This is a genomic window from Agarivorans sp. D1326 (assembly GCF_056958115.1).
Map to the genome: position 1 here is coordinate 157,090 of NZ_JBTWEN010000002.1, position 20,704 is coordinate 177,793.

Annotated in this window: 18 protein-coding genes; 10 read left to right on the top strand and 8 right to left on the bottom strand. The window is 44.0% G+C overall.

Annotated features, from left to right (window positions below; translation table 11 throughout):
- The first annotated feature begins 76 nt into the window (after nucleotides 1–76).
- Complete coding sequence (locus ACYFDN_RS04590) at nucleotides 77–1,036, top strand: methylenetetrahydrofolate reductase (RefSeq protein ID WP_483510129.1); 960 nt, start codon at nucleotides 77–79, stop codon at nucleotides 1,034–1,036.
- A 60-nt stretch (nucleotides 1,037–1,096) separates the two neighbouring features.
- Here ACYFDN_RS04590 and topA read toward each other — a convergent pair whose 3' ends face one another.
- Complete coding sequence (topA, locus tag ACYFDN_RS04595; protein ID WP_221077481.1) at nucleotides 1,097–3,739, bottom strand: type I DNA topoisomerase; 2,643 nt, start codon at nucleotides 3,737–3,739, stop codon at nucleotides 1,097–1,099.
- Between the two features lie 302 nt (nucleotides 3,740–4,041).
- Here topA and astB point away from each other — a divergent pair, with 302 nt between their 5' ends.
- Nucleotides 4,042–5,382 (top strand): N-succinylarginine dihydrolase, encoded by a 1,341-nt coding sequence (gene astB / locus ACYFDN_RS04600; protein WP_483510130.1) that lies wholly within the window; start codon nucleotides 4,042–4,044, stop codon nucleotides 5,380–5,382.
- 63 nt (nucleotides 5,383–5,445) lie between these two features.
- Here the strand turns inward: astB and sohB are convergent, their stop codons facing one another.
- Together sohB and ACYFDN_RS04610 are read right to left on the bottom strand one after the other, a co-directional pair.
- Nucleotides 5,446–6,471 carry a protease SohB gene (gene sohB / locus ACYFDN_RS04605; RefSeq protein ID WP_472590886.1) on the bottom strand — a complete coding sequence of 342 codons (1,026 nt, stop codon included), beginning with the start codon at nucleotides 6,469–6,471 and terminating at the stop codon, nucleotides 5,446–5,448.
- A 109-nt stretch (nucleotides 6,472–6,580) separates the two neighbouring features.
- Nucleotides 6,581–9,037, bottom strand: a complete 2,457-nt coding sequence (locus tag ACYFDN_RS04610) for a VolA/Pla-1 family phospholipase (protein WP_483510131.1) — start codon at nucleotides 9,035–9,037, stop codon at nucleotides 6,581–6,583.
- 150 nt (nucleotides 9,038–9,187) lie between these two features.
- Between ACYFDN_RS04610 and ACYFDN_RS04615 the strand changes: the two genes are divergently transcribed.
- Genes ACYFDN_RS04615 through ACYFDN_RS04640 form a run of 6 tightly spaced genes read left to right on the top strand, consistent with a single transcriptional unit; the run spans nucleotide 9,188 to nucleotide 13,566 of the window.
- A complete protein-coding gene (locus tag ACYFDN_RS04615) occupies nucleotides 9,188–9,949 on the top strand; it encodes a YciK family oxidoreductase (protein WP_483510132.1) in 762 nt (253 codons plus the stop codon).
- Nucleotides 9,950–9,968: 19 nt separating this feature from the next.
- Complete coding sequence (locus ACYFDN_RS04620) at nucleotides 9,969–10,871, top strand: LysR family transcriptional regulator (RefSeq protein WP_016403038.1); 903 nt, start codon at nucleotides 9,969–9,971, stop codon at nucleotides 10,869–10,871.
- Between the two features lie 9 nt (nucleotides 10,872–10,880).
- Nucleotides 10,881–11,624, top strand: a complete 744-nt coding sequence (locus ACYFDN_RS04625; protein WP_221077032.1) for a 5-oxoprolinase subunit PxpA — start codon at nucleotides 10,881–10,883, stop codon at nucleotides 11,622–11,624.
- Nucleotides 11,625–11,629: 5 nt separating this feature from the next.
- Complete coding sequence (locus tag ACYFDN_RS04630) at nucleotides 11,630–12,292, top strand: 5-oxoprolinase subunit B family protein (RefSeq protein ID WP_338621380.1); 663 nt, start codon at nucleotides 11,630–11,632, stop codon at nucleotides 12,290–12,292.
- Nucleotides 12,285–13,238, top strand: a complete 954-nt coding sequence (locus ACYFDN_RS04635) for a 5-oxoprolinase subunit C family protein (RefSeq protein WP_483510133.1) — start codon at nucleotides 12,285–12,287, stop codon at nucleotides 13,236–13,238. The genes ACYFDN_RS04630 and ACYFDN_RS04635 overlap by 8 nt, the downstream gene beginning before the upstream one ends.
- A 40-nt stretch (nucleotides 13,239–13,278) precedes the next feature.
- Complete coding sequence (locus ACYFDN_RS04640) at nucleotides 13,279–13,566, top strand: TfoX/Sxy family DNA transformation protein (RefSeq protein ID WP_016403042.1); 288 nt, start codon at nucleotides 13,279–13,281, stop codon at nucleotides 13,564–13,566.
- A gap of 7 nt (nucleotides 13,567–13,573) precedes the next feature.
- Here the strand turns inward: ACYFDN_RS04640 and ACYFDN_RS04645 are convergent, their stop codons facing one another.
- Both ACYFDN_RS04645 and ACYFDN_RS04650 read right to left on the bottom strand, forming a co-directional pair.
- On the bottom strand, nucleotides 13,574–15,418 hold the full coding sequence (locus ACYFDN_RS04645; RefSeq protein WP_483510134.1) for a glycerophosphodiester phosphodiesterase: 1,845 nt from the start codon (nucleotides 15,416–15,418) through the stop codon (nucleotides 13,574–13,576).
- Nucleotide 15,419: 1 nt separating this feature from the next.
- On the bottom strand, nucleotides 15,420–16,181 hold the full coding sequence (locus tag ACYFDN_RS04650) for a copper homeostasis protein CutC (RefSeq protein WP_483510135.1): 762 nt from the start codon (nucleotides 16,179–16,181) through the stop codon (nucleotides 15,420–15,422).
- A 291-nt stretch (nucleotides 16,182–16,472) separates the two neighbouring features.
- Here ACYFDN_RS04650 and ACYFDN_RS04655 point away from each other — a divergent pair, with 291 nt between their 5' ends.
- The gene (locus ACYFDN_RS04655; RefSeq protein ID WP_016403046.1) at nucleotides 16,473–17,435 is read left to right on the top strand and encodes a TAXI family TRAP transporter solute-binding subunit; all 963 of its coding nucleotides are present in this window, start codon (nucleotides 16,473–16,475) and stop codon (nucleotides 17,433–17,435) included.
- Here ACYFDN_RS04655 and ACYFDN_RS04660 read toward each other — a convergent pair.
- Complete coding sequence (locus ACYFDN_RS04660; RefSeq protein ID WP_483510136.1) at nucleotides 17,432–18,868, bottom strand: cobyric acid synthase; 1,437 nt, start codon at nucleotides 18,866–18,868, stop codon at nucleotides 17,432–17,434. The genes ACYFDN_RS04655 and ACYFDN_RS04660 overlap by 4 nt on opposite strands.
- Entirely contained in the window at nucleotides 18,868–19,284 is a 417-nt protein-coding gene (locus tag ACYFDN_RS04665; protein WP_246611975.1) for a CBS domain-containing protein, read from the bottom strand. The genes ACYFDN_RS04660 and ACYFDN_RS04665 overlap by 1 nt, the downstream gene beginning before the upstream one ends.
- 135 nt (nucleotides 19,285–19,419) lie before the next feature.
- On the opposite strand from ACYFDN_RS04665, the gene ACYFDN_RS04670 reads away from it, so the two are divergent.
- A complete protein-coding gene (locus ACYFDN_RS04670) occupies nucleotides 19,420–20,049 on the top strand; it encodes an MBL fold metallo-hydrolase (protein ID WP_483510137.1) in 630 nt (209 codons plus the stop codon).
- 51 nt (nucleotides 20,050–20,100) lie between these two features.
- Here ACYFDN_RS04670 and ACYFDN_RS04675 read toward each other — a convergent pair whose 3' ends face one another.
- On the bottom strand, nucleotides 20,101–20,562 hold the full coding sequence (locus tag ACYFDN_RS04675) for a hypothetical protein (RefSeq protein WP_016403050.1): 462 nt from the start codon (nucleotides 20,560–20,562) through the stop codon (nucleotides 20,101–20,103).
- Nucleotides 20,563–20,704: the final 142 nt, after the last annotated feature.

Below are 20,704 nucleotides of genomic sequence, written 5' to 3' on the forward strand. Positions count from 1 at the left end.
CTAACTCAGAAAGTTAGACCTGCAGCTCAAAGCTATGCGAAAATATCGCTAACTAAATAAATAAAGCAAACACAACATGCGTAAAACACTTGAGCAGATTTCTAGTGACCCTTTCCATGGGGTTTACTTCATAGGTACCACTCCCCCTAAACAAAATACCGATATCGAAAAAGTCAGCGACATTGCAGATAAATTGCTGTCTCGTTTAGATGAAATTGAGTATGACGGCCTAATTGTTTACGACATTCAAGATGAAAGCAGCCGCATCGACAAGCCTCGCCCATTTCCTTTCATGCAAACACATGATCCGCGTATGTACGCGCAACTGCTAATGCATAAAAGTGAACGCTCGGTAATTACTTACAAAAGTGTCTCTCAACGAAACGAACAAGATTTTGTAAATTGGTTAAAAGAAGCATGGCACCAGTTTGAAATTCGCGACTTGGTGTTAGTAGGCAGCCCTGCGGCAACCAATGATATTCAATTAAGTTTGGCCGATGCCTACAAAGCAATCGCAAGTCATGCACCAGAGTTTTATTTAGGTGGAGTAACCATCGCTGAGCGGCACGCCAAGAAAGGTGATGAACATGCTAGGTTAATCCATAAAACACACCAAGGCTGCCAGTACTTTGTGACTCAGGCGGTATATAACGCTCAAGCTACTATCGATATGCTAACCCGTTATGCCCATGAGTGTGCAGCGAACCAGCAAAAGCCACAGCGGATCATTCTTACCTTTTCACCCTGTGGTAGTGCTAAAACCCTAGAGTTTATTGAATGGTTGGGAATATCGGTACCTGAAGCAACCAGTCTGCGTATTCTCAATGCTGACAAACCGCTAAAAGAATCAATCCTAATTTGTTACAACAACTTAGTGCAGATACTAGAAGCCGTTTTACCGCTTGGGATCCCCTTAGGGCTAAACATAGAAAGCCTTACCAACCGTAAAGAAGAAATTGATGCCGCTATTTTGCTGTATAAGCTACTAAAAGCCACCATGGACAAAAAGCTGGCTCAGTTGCAATTAAACAGCTAATCATCGAAAAATAGCCAATAAAAAAGGAAGCTTTCGCTTCCTTTTTTTGGTTCTATCTACTTACGCCTTTTTCTTGGCTTTAGGCTTTTTGCGCTTATCTTCAATGGTCCATTTACCATCGCTAAAGTACGCTCTCCAACCAGTAGGTTTACCGTCGACTTCAGTGCTTAAGTATTGCTCTTTAGTCTTACGGCTGTATCGAACCAAAGATTTAACCCCATCTGGATCTTCTGTTGGTCCATCAGCTAAATAGTAAAACTTCTCTGGCAATCTATCTCTAAAGCGCTTCAATTCTTCCACTAATGGCGCACGTGTCTCTCGTGAGCGTGGGAAGTTACTTGCGGCCATAAAGATACCGGATGCGCCATCGCGTAATACAAAGTAGGCATCACTATTTACACAGGGTAGTTCAGGCAAATGAACGGGATCTTCACGTGGTGGAGCCACTTCACCGTTTTTCAAAATCTTACGGGTATTGCTACAATCTTCACCTGTACAAGCCATGTACTTGCCAAATCGTCCAGTGCGTAACTGCATGTCGCTGCCACATTTTTCACACTCAACGATAGGCCCGTCGTAGCCTTTAATCTTAAAGCTACCTTGCTCAACCACATAACCTTCACAATCTGGGTTGTTACCACACACGTGTAGCTTACGGGTCTCATCAATAAGGTAACTGTCCATGGCAGTACCACAAACTGGGCAACGCTCTTTAGCTCGAAGAGCCTCTGTTTCTTGCTCTTCTGCATCAGCGGCAACCGCTTCCTCACCAGGAATAAGGTTGATAGTGCACTTACAACGCTCTTTTGGTGGCAATGCATAACCAGAACAACCTAAGAATACACCGGTGCTGGCGGTGCGGATGCCCATAGGACGACCACAATCGGGACACTCAATATTAGTTAGAACAGGAGTATTGCTGCGCATCCCCTTTTCGTCATCGTCGGCAACGGTTAGTTGCTTCTTAAAGTTTTTATAGAACTCGTTAAGTGTTTGTTTCCACTCAATACTGCCATCAGCAACTTCATCAAGACGTTCTTCCATCTCTGCTGTGAAGTCGTAATTCATTAAATCTTGGAAGCTTTCAGTTAAGCGTTCGGCAACAATCTCACCCATTTTTTCAGCGTAAAAACGACGACCTTCGGTGCGTACATATCCACGATCTTGAATGGTTGAAATAATTGACGCATAGGTCGACGGGCGACCAATGCCGCGCTTCTCTAGCTCTCTAACTAATGATGCTTCGTTGAAACGCGCTGGTGGCTTAGTAAAGTGTTGCTTAGGATCAAGCTCAACCAAGTTGAGTTTGTCACCTTGGCTCACCGCTGGTAACACACCATCATCGGCTTTACTGGCCTTGCCTACCGGCTGAACCTTTGTCCAACCATCGAAACGCAAAATCTTGCCTTTAGCACGTAATTCGAATTGAGCAGCACTCACTGTAACGGTGGTAGCATCGTATTGCGCATCAGTCATTTGACAGGCTACAAATTGACGCCAAATCAAATCGTATAACCTAGCAGCATCAGCATCTACACCGGCCAATTGAGTACTGGTTACATTCACATCCGAAGGTCGAATTGCTTCGTGCGCTTCTTGGGCACCTTCTTTACTTGAATAACGTAAAGGGTTGTCTGGTAGATACTTATCACCAAAATTATCGCCGATATAGCCTCTAGCAGCCTCTACAGCGTCGTTACTCAAGTTTGTTGAGTCAGTACGCATATAGGTGATGTAGCCTGCTTCATAGAGCCTTTGAGCTAACATCATGGTGCGTTTAACGCCAAAACTTAAACGGGTGCTAGCTGCTTGCTGCAACGTAGAGGTAATATAAGGTGCTTTTGGCTTTGAGCGTGTCGGTTTATCTTCACGTTTGACAACTTGATAATCGGCGCTTTTTAAAGTCGCAACTGCCGCTTCTGATTGTTGCTTATTAACCGGTTTAAAGGCCTGACCATTTTCTTTAGCAACTTCTAAGCGAAAGCCTTCGCCTAATTGTGTGGCTAGATCAGCATGAATATCCCAGTACTCTTCTGGTACAAAGGCTTTAATTTCACGCTCTTTTTCTACGACCAGACGAACCGCTACCGATTGAACTCGTCCAGCAGACAATCCACGAGCAATTTTTTTCCAAAGCAGTGGCGATACCATGTAACCCACAACTCGGTCTAAGAATCGACGAGCTTGCTGAGCATTCACTCGCGCCATGTTTAATTCGCTTGGCTGCGAGAACGCGTCTTTAATTGCTGACTTAGTAATCTCGTTAAATACTACTCGCTTAAAACGACTGTCATCGCCGCCAATAATTTCTTTTAAGTGCCAAGCAATGGCCTCTCCTTCGCGGTCCAAATCGGTTGCGAGATAGATGGTGTCGGCATTTTCGGCAAGCGTTTTAAGCTCGTTTACTACTTTCTCTTTGCCAGGCAGAATTTGGTAATTGGCTTTCCAATCTTTCTCGGGATCCACACCCATTCGAGCTACTAGCGCTTTTTTGTCTTTAGCCTTTTTTATTTTGGCTTTTTCTTCTGCGCTTAATCCTTTGGTTGAAACAGGCGCAGCTTTCTTTTTATTGGTTGCACTTCCACTGCTAGGCAGATCACGAATATGACCGACACTTGATTTCACCACATATTGGCGACCCAAGTACTTGTTAATCGTTTTTGCTTTAGCTGGTGACTCTACAATTACCAGAGATTTGCTCATATTTTTCTTTTTACCATTGTGTCCACCAACTTGGCCTATTGACGGAAAGTAATAGATATTCGTTCTTTTTTATATTGCTCGAGACTTAGCATAGGTCAATAACTTTTTTGCATCTTTGGTTTATTGGGCGAATAATTAAGCACTCGACCACCAAGATACAAACTGATAACATCTGAAAATCCCAGTAAAGCGTAGTGTTATACGCTTGATTTTCTTTTTCTGCCAATATAAATAACCATTGGTGTCAAATTTTTCAATAAAAGATAACTCATTTTTTAAGTGAGCGTAGTAAAAGGAAGACTATGAAACATTTTGAAGTCAACTTCGACGGCTTAGTTGGCCCAACCCACAATTATGCGGGTCTTTCATTTGGCAACGTTGCCTCTTTATCCAATGCCCAAAATGCCTCAAATCCCAAAGAAGCCGCCAAACAAGGCTTATTAAAAATGAAAGCCTTGCACGACCTAGGGCTTACTCAAGGCGTGTTGGCTCCACAACAACGTCCCGATCTCAATCTTCTTCGTCGTATCGGTTTTACCGGTAACGATAGTCAAGTTTTACAACAAGCGGCAAAAAATGCGCCAGATGCCCTACTCGCTAGTTATTCGGCATCAAGCATGTGGACTGCTAATGCAGCCACCGTATCGCCTAGCGCAGACACCGAAAATGGCAAAGTACATTTCACCCCAGCAAACTTAACTAATAAGCTGCATCGCTCTATTGAGCCACAAGTTACCGGTAATATTTTGAAGGCGGTATTTTCCGATAGTAAATATTTTGAACACCATCAACATTTGCCAGAAAACGACTACTATGGCGACGAAGGTGCGGCTAACCATACCCGATTGTGTTCAAATTACGGCGAAGCTGGCTTAGAACTATTTGTTTATGGCCGCTCAGCTGCAGATGCCAGTGTAATTGCTCCTAAAAAGTTTCCTGCAAGGCAAACTCTAGAAGCAAGCCAAGCCGTAGCTCGCTTACATGGTTTAGACCAAGATACCGCGATTTTCATCCAGCAAAACCCTGGAGTAATTGACCAAGGGGTTTTCCATAACGATGTGATTGCGGTGGGCAACCAAAATGTGCTGTTTTATCATCAACAAGCTTTTTTAAACACTCAGCAACAACTTCAGCATATTCAGCAGCGTTTCGGCGATAATAAGCTACATTTCATAGAAGTTGGCGACAATGAGGTGAGTGTTTCAGAAGCAGTTAAAACCTATTTATTTAATACCCAGATCGTTACCACTGCACCAGGTGAAATGGCAATTATTGCGCCAACAAACTGTCAAGAATCGGCCCAAGTGAGTACTTATTTAGAAGACTTAGTAAGCCGAAATACTCCGATTAAGCAAGTGCATTACTTTGATGTTAAGCAGAGTATGAGCAACGGTGGTGGCCCAGCTTGCTTGCGCTTACGAGTGGCGCTAAACGACATGGAATTAGCTGCAGTAAACCAGCACACTATCATGAATGAACAACTATTTAGCACGCTAAACCAGTGGGTTGATAAGCACTACAGAGATAGCTTGGTTTTTGATGATTTACGTGACCCTCAGCTAATCACCGAAGTGAATACCGCATTGGATGAGCTAACCCAAATCTTACACTTAGGTTCTGTTTACCCTTTCCAACAAGCTTAACTGAGCAGATAAAAAAAGCCTGACTAAGGTCAGGCTTTTCCATTGCTGTTTGTTAGTTTGATATTACTTGGTCCAATCCCAAGATTGAGACTGCATAATTTTCATTACGCCACGCTCTACTCCAATGCTTGCCGCTTGGCTGAGCTTTTCGGCTAATTTCTTCTTGGTATGGTATTTGAACTGGATAACTTGTTTTTCATCAAACTGCTGCATCAAGTAATCGTCACTGGTAGATACTTCATCAACCAATTCCAAAGCAAATGCTTGAGTGCCGTACCAATGCTCACCAGTGGCTACTTTTGCAATATCCAATTGCGGTCGAAACTCTTGAACAAACTCTTTAAATAGAACGTGAGTCTCTTCTAGCTCAGATTGAAACTTCTTGCGTGCTTCATCGGTGTTTTCGCCAAACATAGTCAGAGTGCGTTTAAACTCACCGGCAGTTACCTGTTCAAAATCGATGTCGTTTTTCTTTAATACTTTATTAAAGTTTGGCAACTGCGCAATCACGCCAATTGAACCAACGATGGAAAACGGCGCTGCGATAATCTTATCAGCGATACAAGCCATCATATAACCACCACTTGCGGCAACTTTATCAACTGCGATAGTAAGTGTGATGCCTTTTGCTTTAATCCGTTTTAACTGAGAAGCCGCTAAACCATATCCGTGAACCATGCCGCCGCCGCTTTCTAAACGAACTAATACTTCATCTTCTGGCTTCGCAGCGATAAGTACCGCAGAAACTTCTTCACGTAAACTGGCTACTTCTTTAGCGTCGATGCTGCCTTTAAAGTCGATAACAAACAATCGTGGTTTAGTTTGTTCTTCGCCTTTTTTCTTCTCTTCTTTTTGTTGTTGCTTTAGTTGCTTCTTATGCTGTTTAAGTTGCTCTTTGCTCATGAGGTTATGATTAAGCTTTTCCTCAACCTCGTTGTGTTGCTCACTTAAATCAGTGACTTCAAGCTCGCCACTTTTGTGTTTAGTCTTAGAAGAAGCGGCAATCACAACCACAACTACAGCAATAATAGCGATAACAATCGTTAAGGCCTTCGCAAAAAACAATCCAAACTCAATCAAAAAATCCAAACTTCTGCCCTCATATTTTCGAGCTGCTATTAGTACCATAGCTTGCACACCGAACCAAGTAACAAAAAAGGCCTGCGCGATGCAGGCCTTAGAACCGATAACTTAGTGCTTATTGAGCCGGGGCGATAACCGAACTATCACTCACCACAACACTAGCATTTCCAGCATCAGCACTTACTGCATAACTAACAAACTGGGTTTGCATTTCAACCGTAGCAGCCAAACTAGCCGCAGGCGAAATCAGTGAGCTATGAGAACCCTGGCTAAAGCGCACCGCATAACTACCTGCTGAGGTAACTTCGGTACCCTCTAGACCCATTGAAGCAATCAGCGGCTCGGTGCCAACTAAGGGCAACGTTGCAAGGCTATTTGGAATAACTTGATCTCTGCTACCTTCACTACCGTCACCCACAATCTCATGCACTAGTACTGGCATAGCAAAACCAGATTGCGCGTAGTTAAGTGGATCTACTCCATCTACCACTGTTTGCGCTAACGACCCAAAAATTGACGCAAATGCAGGATAATTAGAGTCGATCACCAGCTGTGCTGCTTCTGGGTAAGTGGCTTGATATACCGCAAACTGCTCTAAGGCTGTTGCTGTGTCATTGTCTTCAAAGCCAAGGCCAGCAGCAACCAGCGCTAAGTAACCAGGATTAGATTTTAAACCTGCTTCTACGATAGGACCAAAACTAGGTGAGTACTGGAACACTCCAGCTAAACCGCCAGCAGGTGCGCTAAGCGAAACACTTTGTAGGCTGTAATCAATGTCAAAACCGCTTACGTTTACTGTATCAGCTACCGATGCTGGACCAACACCTACAATTGCACCTAGTGACTGACCAGCATAATGTACTTTACTGCCGTCAAGTTCAGCAGGCGCGCCAGCAGCTTGTAAGGCAGCTCGCACCGCGAGTAAATCGGCTGTTGATTGACGTAGGTTTTCTCGAATGCTTAAAAAGCTACCCAAGTTAGCGAATACTTGAGGATCGTCATTGGCACTGATTTCCGCATTACCATCACCGGTCAAATCCAAACCTCGACTACCGTGATAAGGCAAATCCATAGCCAAAACTGCGTAACCTTGGGCTGCATAGCTAGCAGCAATAGCCGCTGCGGTTTCTTTAACCGACCCAATACCATGTTGGAAGATCACTACTGGCCAGCCTTCGGCTGGCATGGCATTGCCAGTTAAGGTTTCGTCAGGTAAATAAATATCTAAGTCTAAAAACGCGGTGCTTTTAGTTTCTGGAACAGGGTTATAAGCCGTAAGATGGCGATGTGAGTCAACTGGCATCGCTTCACCGTCTTGCATATAGGTAAGTCCAGCTAAATCTGCCTGAGCAAGCATTTGACCAGCGGTTGTTGTATCACCGCCTGCCACTAAACCACCAAATGTAGCAACGTCAAAACCTTTTGCGCCGGCCTGGGCCCAAAAACTTGTTGCACTGCCTTGATCAGCAAAATCCGCATTGGTTTGCAGCAATTGCAAAATAGCTACCGGGCTATCTGTCTTAGCTTGTGCCCATTTATTTACATCCGCACCAGTAAGATCAGGATTATCAAGGTCTGATAAATAGTAAGGCACTGCCAAGGTAGACTTAAAGTATTTAGCTGCCACAAAGCCTGGTTGGCTAGTACCAAGAGCAGCATTGGCTACGTCTTGCGCTGTAGTGCCCGTATCAACAAGAGCACTCATTGGCAATAGGTTGTTTAGTGCCATACCACCATAAATCTGTTGCAGAGTCGTTAACACACTTCCTACCGATTGAGTGGTAAACACTGCTGAATAACTTACATTTGCAGTTACGCCTTCAGCGGCCAACAAGCCATTATTAAACGCTGTTAAGCCTTTCAGGCTTTGCAACGTAGCATCATCGTCAGCAGTGATTGGAGAACTCAATAACTGGTAGGCCTCACCGGCGGCAACACCTCGACCATTTTCATCTAATAGTTGATCGGTTATTGCCACCATATAAGACGTAGCAGGAGCAAACGGTACTAAAGGAGTTACAATTAAGCTGCCATCACTAAAGGTAGCAATGTAGTCTTCACCGTAAACAAGCTGCTCATCAACGCGGCAAGTTTGCCCTGCCACAAAACTGCCACCATTTTCGGTAACGTCAGCACAAGTATCTGTAAAACCGGAAGCGCGTACTTTGTATAACAACACGCCAGCTGGGAAAGAACTTGCATCTAACTTTGTATCAATTTCTTCATTGTATTCAGCGTCATCATCGCCGTAGGCTAAAGGAATTGAAAACGGCACACTGGTTTGCCAACCGTCTAAGGCTCCTAATACGTTGGTGATATCTTGATACTGCTGAGTAAGCGCAATAGCGGCTTCACTTGGTAGGTTAATCGTCCCGTCTAAGCTACCGTTAAACAACAAGTTATTTGGTGTAGATACATCACCAGTAAGAGGATTGAAGCGAATTTTTACTGAGTTTGGCTCATTTGGCGTGATATCATTACCAAAATCAAATGGCGAGTTGCTACTACCACAACCCGCTATAGTAACTGATGCAAATAGAGTGACTGCTGTAGCTATTCGGGACAGACGCATATTAGCTAATTCCTTTTTTTATAGTATGTTTCTTCAAAGAAACCTTAAACATTTGTTTACATTTTTGCAACAGGTCTAACCAGGCGTTAAACACTTGTTTAATTGTTAATCAAATATTTGTGCACCAACGCACATCTACAGGAACGAAAAATGAGCACGGAAACCTCTCCTCAACACTTCCAAGCAGCCAGTGACGAGCTACAAAACAAGGTCATCTTAGTAACCGGTGCGGGCGACGGCATTGGCCGCCAAGCCGCTCTATCCTTTGCACAATGCGGTGCAACAGTGATCTTGCTAGGAAGAACAGTTAAAAAGCTTGAAGCTGTATATGATGAAATTGAAGCCTTGGGCGCACCACAACCAGCCATTATTCCCCTTGATTTAAAAGGTGCGACTCAACAAAACTATCTTGATATGGCGGCCACCATCGAAAACCAATTTGGCAGATTAGATGGCGCCCTTCTTAATGCGGCGCATTTGGGGGTGTTAAGCCAATACGTGCAAATAGAAGAAGATCTTTGGGATCAACTTATGCAGGTAAATGTAAAATCACAGTTCTTACTTAGCCAAGCTTTAGTTCCGTTAATGCTTAAAAGTGACCATGCCTCATTAGTTTTTACTTCTTCAAGTGTCGGTAAAAAAGGCCGCGCTTATTGGGGTGGTTATTCGGTATCTAAATTTGCGATAGAAGGTATGTCGCAGGTCATTTCAGACGAATTTGATAAAACCGGTTTACGCAGTAATTGTATAAATCCAGGTGCAACCCGTACTTTAATGCGCGCAACAGCCTACCCCGGCGAAGATCCAAAAACACTAAAAACCCCGCTCGATATTATGCCTAATTACTTATACCTAATGAGTGACGCTAGCATTGGGGTAACAGGCACTAGCTTAGATGCGCAACCTAAGTAACTAGTTAGGATAGCGAACGATGAGCAAGCCATTTCGCGCCAAAAGCACCTTAGAGCAGTGGCGAATTTTTCAGGCCGTTGTGGATTATGGTGGCTACGCACAAGCCGCCAGTCAGTTAAACAAAAGCCAATCCTCACTGAACCACGCTGTCAGTAAGTTACAAAATTTACTTGGCATTCAGCTGCTTGAAGTGAAAGGTCGCAAAGCCTACTTAACCCCAATGGGCGAAGTAATGCTAAGACGCAGTAAATTGCTTAGCCAAAATATCCAAGAGCTAGAATTACTCGCTGCAAGTCTAGAGCAAGGTTGGGAACCACAATTAAGCTTAGCTTGTGAAATCATTCAGCCTCAGGCTCCTGTTATTAAAGCACTTAAAGCCTTTTTACCGGAAAGCAGAGGCACTCGAGTCGAAGTTATTGATACCGTAGTAAGTGGCGCTGATGATGCAATAGCTGAAGGTGAATTTGACTTGGTGATCACAGCTCACTTGCCTAAGGGTGTTTTGGGTGAACGCCTCGGTGTTGTCACCTTAGTTCCAGTTGTTCATCGCAATCATCCTTTGGCTAAAATGCCACAGCCTGTCTCGATAGACGAAGTGATACAACACGTCCAACTAGTGATCCGTGATACAGGTAAAAACCCTCAACAAGATAGAGGTTGGTTACGCGCCGAACAGCGCTGGACATTTAGTAGTTTTCATCGCGTAGTAGAAGTACTTAAGCAGGGTTTAGGCTTTGCATGGCTGCCGCTACATATCGCTCAACCGCATTTCGAAGATGACAGTCTGGTTGAACTTAATGTAAGTGGCGGTGCGGCCAAGTCATTGGTTACCTACCTAGTAGTGCCACGCCCAGAACTGCTAGGCCCAGCCGGCCAGCATTTTTCAAAGCTGCTGATTCAACATTGTAAAACGCTACGTTAAGGAAGGTAGATGTTACTAAATTGCGATATGGGAGAAAGTTTCGGCGTATGGGAAATGGGGGTTGATGAGCAGCTCATGCCCCATATTGATCTCGCTAATATTGCTTGTGGTGGGCATGCTTCTGATCCCAATGTAATGAGTCGTACCTTAGCGCTAGCCAAGCAACATGCTGTCACAATAGGCGCGCATCCAAGTTACGCAGACATAGCTGGCTTTGGCCGGCGTTCTATTCCATATCAAGCTGATGAGCTCACCCACCTACTGCTCACGCAAATAGGCGCTTTAGATGCTTTATGCCAGTTTCATGAGCTTAACTTAAGTTATGTAAAACCACATGGCGCTTTATATAACGACATGCATAAACAGCCGGCAATATTCGAAGCAGTATGCAAAGCGCTAGCCGGCCTCAATAAGGCTCCTCAGCTAATGGTACATGCCACCCAATGCCATGGCTTTATCAGCGAACTAGCAGAAAAATACCAACTATCGCTAATTAAAGAAGCCTTTTGTGATAGACGCTACTTAAGTGATGGGAGTTTACAAGCACGCAGTCAAACTGGAGCGGTACTCTCCACTAAAGAGCACATATTAGAACAAGTAGATTTGTTACTCACGCAACAAAGCTTACGCTGCGCTGACGGCAGCTTATTGGGTGTAGAGGCCGATACCCTGTGTGTTCATGGCGACAATCAAGCAGCCGTTAAGCTGGTGCAAGCCATCAAGCAGCAAATCCAACGCTCAAAGAAAGACTAGTCAGTATGTACTGCATCGACTATGTTAACGAGGATAGTGTACTAGTAAGCAGCCAATCAGCAGTCCACTGCCAAGCACTGCCTGATTTAGCAAATTTTCTGAAACACCAGCTTACTAACATCACTGATATTATCGTGGCCAGCGATACTTTACTTTGCATCGGCAATAGCCAAACGCAGTTCGAATCGATAAGCATTGCAGTTCAGCAGTTTGAAGTGCAATTAAGTAAACGTACTAGTCACCAAGTATTTGATATTCCAGTTTGCTATGCAGAACAGTTAGCGCCCGATTTAACAGCAGTCGCTCAGCAACTACAGCTCAGTGTTAATCAAGTTATTGAGCTGCATAAACAAAGTGTTTATAAAGTAAAGATGATTGGCTTTATGCCTGGCTTTACTTACTTAAGCGGACTAAACCCGCAACTAAAACTGCCTCGCAAGTCCACTCCCGTAAGCAAAGTACCAGCTGGCAGCCTAGCAATTGCCGAAGAGATGAGCGCAGTATATCCCAGCGATAGCCCTGGTGGCTGGCACATCATTGGCCAAAGCCCCATAAAGCTATTTGATAAACACCTCGATCCTATGTGCCCGTTAACGGTAGGTGATCAAGTGCGTTTTATAGAGCTCAGTTATGAAGAATTTCTCAGCTACGGAGACAGCAGTGACTAAAGCAGCCTCACTCACGGTACTTCGTAGCGGTCCGCAGATGTTAGTTGTTGATCAAGGGCGTATTTGCTTTCAGCACATTGGCGTTAGCCCAGGTGGTCCAGCAGACAAGCATGCCTTTAACTGGGCTAACCGCTTGTTAGCAAATCCCGTTAATAGCCCTGCCCTAGAAATCACTTTTGGTGGCGCTAAGCTACATTTTGAGCAAGCCTGTAAGATTGCGGTATGTGGCGCAGCAGTACCGCTTAGCGTGGAGATAAATCAAGCAAACAACAAACCAATTGCCACCTGGCAAAGTATTCATGTGGAAGCCGGTCAAACTTTACACATAGGTCCTAGTCGCTCAGGACTTAGAGCATATTTGGCAATACAAGGTGGCTTTTTACTCGACAGCGAGCTAAATAGTGTAAGCAGTTCACCGAAGCAAGCCTTAGGCCCCTTTAACGGGGGGGCTTTAAAGCAAAATGACAAACTCCCTTATCCTATAAAAAGTGCTAAACAGCTTGCCTCCACTCCAGTGCAACAAACACCGTATCAGTTTATTCCAAACTATAAAGAACACTTAAAACTCGCGCTTATTCCAGGTTATCAATTCCACGCATTTAGTCCGCAACAACGGCAGCAAATTTTGCAACAGGAATATCAACTCAGCGAGTTAAGCGACCGCATGGGGGTGAGATTAAAAGGCATAGCTATAGACAATGCTCCTCAAGCTAAAGAATCAGAGGCAATAGCTTTAGGCGCTGTGCAAATCCCACCCAATGGCTTGCCGATAATTCTGTCTGTTGATAGGCAAACCATTGGTGGTTACCCCAAACTGGGTTGTGTCTCTCGGCTAGACTTGTTTGCTTTAAATCAGCGGCATCCAAAGCAAAGCATAAGCTTTTACTTAAGCAGTGCTGAGGAACAACGACAGCGCTGGCTAGCCTTTGAAAACTTCTTCAACTAAGCCAGCTAAGAGGCTAAGAGGCTAAGAGGCTAAATCCATTATGAGCAGTTCACCAGCTAAACCTAAGCGACTAAGGGACTTAAAAGGCTTTGGTCCACGCAGCGAAGAAATATTGGCAGAGGTAGATATTCACTCCGTCGAAGACTTTATGGCCATCGATCCCTACCAACTCTACGGGCGTTTAAAAGCCCAAGTAAAAGGCACTGGTTTAAACTCTATCTACGCGATAATTGGCGCAAGAGAAGATCGCCATTGGCAAGAGATTAAACAACAGCATAAAACTGAGATTTTGTTCAAGCTAGACGAACTAGGACTAGCACCTAAGTAAGCAGAAGTTAGAGTGCTAACCAATAGCGCAAACTATTTACTATATGATCAACGTCGCTTAAACCGTTAAGCCGTTCTAAGGTTTCTAAAGCCATTATTGGCGAGTCAGTAACCACCCCATTTACCCGTAAATAATAAAGTCGCTCAACGTCTGCAGCATTGTTAACTGTCCAAACATGTACTTCTTGGCCACGCTGCTGGGCGCTAAAAAGTCGCCAAGCGTTCACCCATTGCTGGTTCACAATCAACATATCAACATTTTGTTGAACCGCCGACTCACCAAAACTGGCTGCAGCAATAAAGGCAGTGCTAATCCTATTTGCCAACTCGGTACCGCTTATTTGCAGCTTTAGTTCTTCAAGCAGCTCAATGTCTAAACTACTTATGATGACCGGGTATGGATATTCTTTTAAAGACTCTAATAGCGCCGGAACCAAGGCTAAAGAATTGTTGTAGCGTTTAAGTTCAATGTTTAAGGTAATCTTGTTGGCGCTCTTTTCTAACCAGTAAGGTAAGGCCTGCGGTTGGCTAAACCCTGCGTCCACAAAGGCCTGTTGAATTTGTGCAAATGAGCTTTCTGGCACCACCAAATTACTTCCCGTTAAACGGCGTAAATCGCGATCGTGAACCACAGCAATTTGACCATCAGCGGTTAACTGCACATCAATCTCGGTCACCGGCAGTTCCAGGTTTATCGACTTTTGTAAACCTTCTAAACTGTTTTCTAAAGCCAACCAGCCTCCAGCCCGATGCCCCATCACCAGCATTGAGCTTGGCTCGCTAAAACGCTGACTAAAGGCGCCAATTTCCTCTTTCATTTCACTAGCGCCCAACAACAAAACAGCAATAAACATCAGCCGCAAGCCTAAGTGAACGCGGTGATTTTCATTAAGAACCTTTTGGTGCTGTTTGCTTACGCTTTCTTTGTGTTGTTTTAGCAATACCTTAAATAGGTAGAACTGAATACTTGCGTACAGCCAAGTGTCTAAAAAGCTAAGAACAGAGCCACCCGCCAGCACTGTTGCACTGAAAAGAAATAATACTAAGGGAGTGACGTCTTCAGGCGCCCACCAATTTAAACTAATGCGAAGTAACCAAATAAAGCCAGCGATCACCGCAATAAATACAGAGGTTCGTAATGCAAACCAAGCAAGGTTCAAACACAAAATTAACTTGCGTTGGCCAATGCTTAATTGGGTGGAATCCTTGAGTTGAGCAAGCAGCGGCTTTTTCTGCAACATGCAAAATGGCAAGGCAAACCACCAGTTAAGCCATTTAGCACCAAGCCAAACAGCCAAGGGTAAGCCGCCGATACTTAAGGCGGCAAAATAAAACCAAAGCTGATTTCGTTGCTGGTCTAGATAATAGTTAATGTCCCAGTCGGCTAACATTAAGCCAAACAACCAACGGCCAATAAACAAAAGCGTACAGCTGATGCTAATCAGCAAGGCAGATTGCAAGAACGCTAACCTAGCGATTGTCCAAGCACGATTAACCAGTAAACGAATAGCCTGCGACACCGAACGTTTGTTCACTTCGTGCTGCGCAAGCAACAAGGTTAAAGCCCCCTGCTGCAAGAAGAAGTTGAATAAGGCCATCGCGACTAGCCATATAGCGAACAAGTAGCCGCTGGGCGATAAGAAGAAAGCCAATAGTTCTTGATTGGCAACTCCCTTTAGCCCATACCAAGACATCAACGCTTCACTCACCACTATCGACAAAGGCGCAAATATGGCGAGCCAGCTAGCTTGCACTAATAGATAAGCCCCAAACATGGCTATGCCGCGATTTTTTAATGAGCAAGCTAAGTAATAAACAAAATGGCGAATACGATGCAATAAGTTTGGCAACATATTAATTACGCTCTAGAGCTAAGGCCATGGAGCTCACTTCTCGTTGAGAAACTTGGGCACGTTGCAGTTCTAATTGTGGATCCTTATCAGCAGCCATTGCTAAAGCATAACGAGTATCAAACTGGCTTAACAAAGGCTCCGAGGCGGCACTATGAAAATGCTTAATTCCCTGCTTTTTTAGCATAGCTAAGTTGTGAGCACGAACGCCCCCAGCCACTATCCATTCGATATTTTGATGTTGTTGCTGTAAGGCTATTAGCAATGATAATCCCTGCTCGATGTAATTCTGTTGTCCTGAACTCAACACCCTATTTATGCCTAATTCGCTAAGTTGCGTTGCTGCAACTGTAGGATTAGCGGTGCAATCAAAAGCGCGATGAAAAGTGCTAGCTAAATTAGTAGAGGCTGCAATAAGTCGCTTGCAGGCATCAAGATCAACCGTTGCTTGGTGAGTTAACGCACCAAACACCACGCCATTAAACCCTAGCTGCTTTACTAACTTAATGTCTTCGACCATTTGTTGTAGTTCACTGTGGCTATAACAAAAGTCTCCACCACGTGGGCGAATCATTACCACAATGTCAATTTTTGGCAGATATCGGCGGGCTTGCAGCAGTGTGCCGTAACTCGGTGTAGTACCTCCATCACGCTGCCCTGCGCATAACTCTATGCGCGTAGCACCACCTTTGATGGCACTAATAATGTCATTTTCACTATAACAACAAATTTCCAGCGTATAACCAGAAAAGTCTGAAGAAACCAAACAGCTAACCACTTAAAAAAATACTAGCTTGATTATAACGGATTATTGTTTAGCAACGAGTCACTATGCGAAACATAAACGGCGCTTTGTTTAACTAGATCAAAAATAATCAGCCAAAATAACTGTGCTTTTACTCTAACGCCAGTCACTTTTGCCCCTGAATAGATTAACAACAAGAAAAATCGAAGGTTTTCCAGCTCACAACTTAGTCGCCCAAACAAGCGTTTTACTAAATAACTGTGTATATTGGCTAAGTTATTCTAAGGAAAGAAGACATTTTCGGGTGAAACAATGACACGATTTTCTCTATATTTGTTGACTGCTGCACTAGCGATCAACGCAAATTTGGCGCATAGCAATGAATACTTATTTGTAGGCACTGGCAACGTAAGTGGTGTTTACTACCCAACTGGCAATGCATTATGCCGACTTCTTGAACAAAGCAACGAACACCGAAAATTAAGTTGTACTGCCGAAAGCTCGGGTGGTTCTAGTGATAACATAGAAGCGTTAAAAGCCGGCGACATTGATTTAGCCATTGTTCAATCAGACGTTCATTGGCAAGCCTACCAAGGTGCTGGTGAATTCACTGAACAAGGTGCTTATAGTGAATTACGCTCACTGCTCTCACTCTACTCAGAAGCCTTAACTGTATTGGTTAACGCCGATCTAAATGTTAGCCAAATTGATGAGCTTAAAGGCCATGCGCTAAACCTTGGTCCGGTGGGTTCTGGTCAATATTCCACCATGCAGGTGGTTATGCAGCAGTTAAACTGGCAAGAGTCTGACTTCTCTAAAATTACCAACCTTAAACCAGACGAGCAAAGTCGCGCTCTTTGTGGGAAGAAAACCGATGCCATTATTTATGTTGTTGGCCACCCAAATACCTCGATTACCCGTGCTACCACTATGTGTGAGTCAAACTTATTGAGTTTGTCGAAAAAGACCATTATGGCGCTGGCAGAAAAGTACGAATACTTCTCCCCAGTTACCATTAAAGGTGGTACCTACCACGGAAATCCAAACGATGTATCGTCAATTGGCGTAAGTGCAACGCTAGTGGCCGATAAACAACTCTCGGAGCAAACGGTATATAACTTTGTTGCAGCTATATTTGAAAACTTGAATACCCTGCGCTCTCTGCACCCGGCTCTTTCGGAGCTGAACGTAGAGCAAATGATCAATACCAACTTAAGTGCACCACTTCACCCTGGCGCGCTACGTTATTATCGTGAACAAGGTTGGGTAAACTAAGCCTTAGTTATCCCAGCATGCTCCGATATCTGGCTAAGTGGCAAGTCCAACTTGTCACATAGCCTATCTAATTCATTGTCTACGACCTGATTCCAGTCTTCGCATTGACCTTGCCAACCAAGGCTTTCTAGCCAGTCTTGGCACACCTTTCTATTAGTAAACAAATCATGCAGATAAGAGCCTTGAACATTATTTAGCTGCCACCCCGTTGCTTGTTCAACAAAGCTATCTAGCTGAACTGAACACTGGGTTTGCCCATGATGAATTTCATAACAAGCTATTGTTTCATCGCAGTAGTTAATGTTTCGTTGAATTGTCGTTTTTACATTTGAATAAACAGTGGTTAGTGGCAGTAATGCTAATCCATCAAACGTTTCACCTTCTACAGAACTTGGATCTAGGTTTCGTTCACCCAAAATCTGTAAACCACCACAAATGCCCGTTACCCGAACGCCTTGTTTAGCCGCCTTAATAATTTGTTTGTCTAAACCTGTTTTTGCTAAATGCTTTCGGCTAGCTGCAACGTGTTTAGAACCAGGTAAGATAATGGCGTCAAAATGGCTTAGGTCCTGGTTGTCACGCATTGGCACAACATTAACCCCGGGTTGATACACCAAAGGGTCAAACTCATCTAGGTTGCTGGCATAGGGATAAACAATTAAGGCAATGTTCAAACAATTGGCTTGCCAAACGCTTCGATGAAAAAAGTTGTCTTCTTCAGGTAATTGATGCTCAGTCCATGGGATCACTGCCACTATCGGTATGCCGGTTTTTTCTTCTAACCACACATTGGCATCGTGTAATAAAGCCTGTTCACCTCGAAACTTGTTTAGCACAAACCCTTTAACAAGGCTCTGCTCTTCTGCACTTAAACACATCCATGTTCCTAGTAGATGTGCGTAAGCTCCGCCCCGGTCGATATCAGCAATAAGATAAACCGATGCCTTACAATGCAAGGCTACTTCCATATTTACGATATCACTTTTACGCAAGTTAACTTCAGCAGGACTTCCAGCTCCTTCAATAACAAGTTGAGAAAAACCCTGTTGCAAGCGAGCCAAGCTCGCGGTTACGGCAGGCCAAAGTACAGATTTTCGTTGGTGCCAATCTTTTGCTAACAGCTCATGGCTTACCTCACCATTCACCACCACCTGAGCGCCTTTTTCGCTATGTGGTTTTAACAACACCGGGTTCATATCTATGCTAGGTGTTTGCTTTGCAGCTATCGCCTGTAGATATTGGGCGCGGCCAATTTCTCCGCCTTCTTGAGTCACCGCGGCATTGTTACTCATATTTTGTGCTTTAAACGGCGCAACGTTGCTACCAAGGTTGGTTAAATGGCGACAAACCAGTGCGCATACCAAGGATTTACCCGCATCGCTGGTGCAGCCCATAAACATGATTGGAGATTGGTTCTTGGTAGTGTTTTGCATTAGTTATCGTTGTTCACTAGCAAACAGGCTAATACATCGCGCCAAGTCACAAGGCCCAGCAACTTATTGTGCTCATCAATCACCGGCAAACAGCTAATGCCTTTATCCACTAAGTTACGACCGGCATCGCTAATGCTGGTATTGGCGTCACAACACAAAGGCTGGCGAGTCATAACATGATGAACTCGCTGGGTTAAGGTATGCACGTCACGTTGGCTTTCAGCTGCTTTTCCCAAATAAGGGCTGAGTGAGGCTAACAAATCTGATTCAGTAAGAACGCCAACCACAGCGTCTTCATCATCAAGTACCACTAAGTGATGAAAACTCACATTATCAAAAATGTCTTTTATATCGAATAGCCGCTGATCCATGCCTACGGTAACAACTCGAGTTTGCATAATATCTTTGATATTCAAGTGATTCTCCAATCTGTTGGGCTTAATTCCATTATAAACATAAGCCACTTTAATTGGTGGCTTAGTTATTACAAACTATAGAAAATTTCATCTACATCCGTACACTAGGCTTGTAATCAATAAGAGTTAACTAAGATGGCTTACCAAATAATTCCCGTTACTCCATTTCAACAAAATTGCACCCTTATCTGGTGTGATAAAAGCAAACAAGCTGCGATTGTCGATCCGGGCGGTGATCCTCAATTGATTCAAGCAGCGGTAGAGAAAGCTGGCGTGGAGGTCACCAAAATCTTACTCACCCATGGCCACCTAGACCACGTAGGCGCTAGCAGCATTATTCAGCAGCGCTACCAAGTACCGCTGATTGGTCCACATAAAGATGATGATTTCTGGATCAGCAAAATGGCAATGCAATGCCAAATGTTCGGCTTTCCTGAGGTTGCCAGCTTTACCCCTGACCGATGGTTAGAGCATGGTGATGTGATTGAAATTGGTGAATTAAAGTTAGAAGTACGCCATTGCCCTGGCCATACGCCTGGTCACGTGGTGTTTGTCGATCACGACAATCAATTGGCTATTGTGGGAGACGTATTGTTTAACGGTTCGATTGGACGAACAGATTTCCCCAAAGGCGATCACCCTACTCTGATCAACGCCATCAAAACTCAGCTTTATACGCTGGATGATGCCTATCAGTTTTTACCTGGACATGGTCCCATGTCGAGCATTGGGCACGAAAAAGAATTTAACGGTTACACCCGTTAACAAAAAGGGCACCTTACTAGGTGCCTTTTTTATAACTGGATATTATTCCGTTTAGCCAAGTATTTTGCTTCTGTCTCTATACAACAAATAAGCGCAACTTAACCACACTCCTATAGCCATAAAGAACAGTGGGTACTCTCTGGGACAACCATCCTGTAAGCAGCTTAAATCGGTGTAAGGAAATAGCCCAAGCGGGGTAAAAATGTGAAAGAATATCGCGCCAGACATAACCCCTAAGCCAATCAATGCGCCATAGAAACGAGTAGCTTTACGCAAAATTAAAATGCTGGCCACTAACTCTGCTAATCCAATCACTGTTTCACCGTATTGGCCAAACAGATCGCCAATAAGATTAAGTCCTAAACCATCTCGTAACCACTGTCCAACGGTATCAAATATGTACACCGTAATATCTGCTGGGCTGCCAAACCAACCAGCAAACTTAAAGAACAGGGATTGTAAAAATACAAAGGCGACGTAAATAGATAGAATGAGTGGGATGTGCTTTTTCAAAGCTAACTCCATGATTTAGGATCTTGTTTAAGCGTAGTCGAATTAAGCACCTTAGTGCTTATTCTTGCCAATCAGAGACCTACCTTCACTAGCTTCCATTTCAGCAAAGCCCAACTATTTTTCAATAGTTGGGCAAATGTAT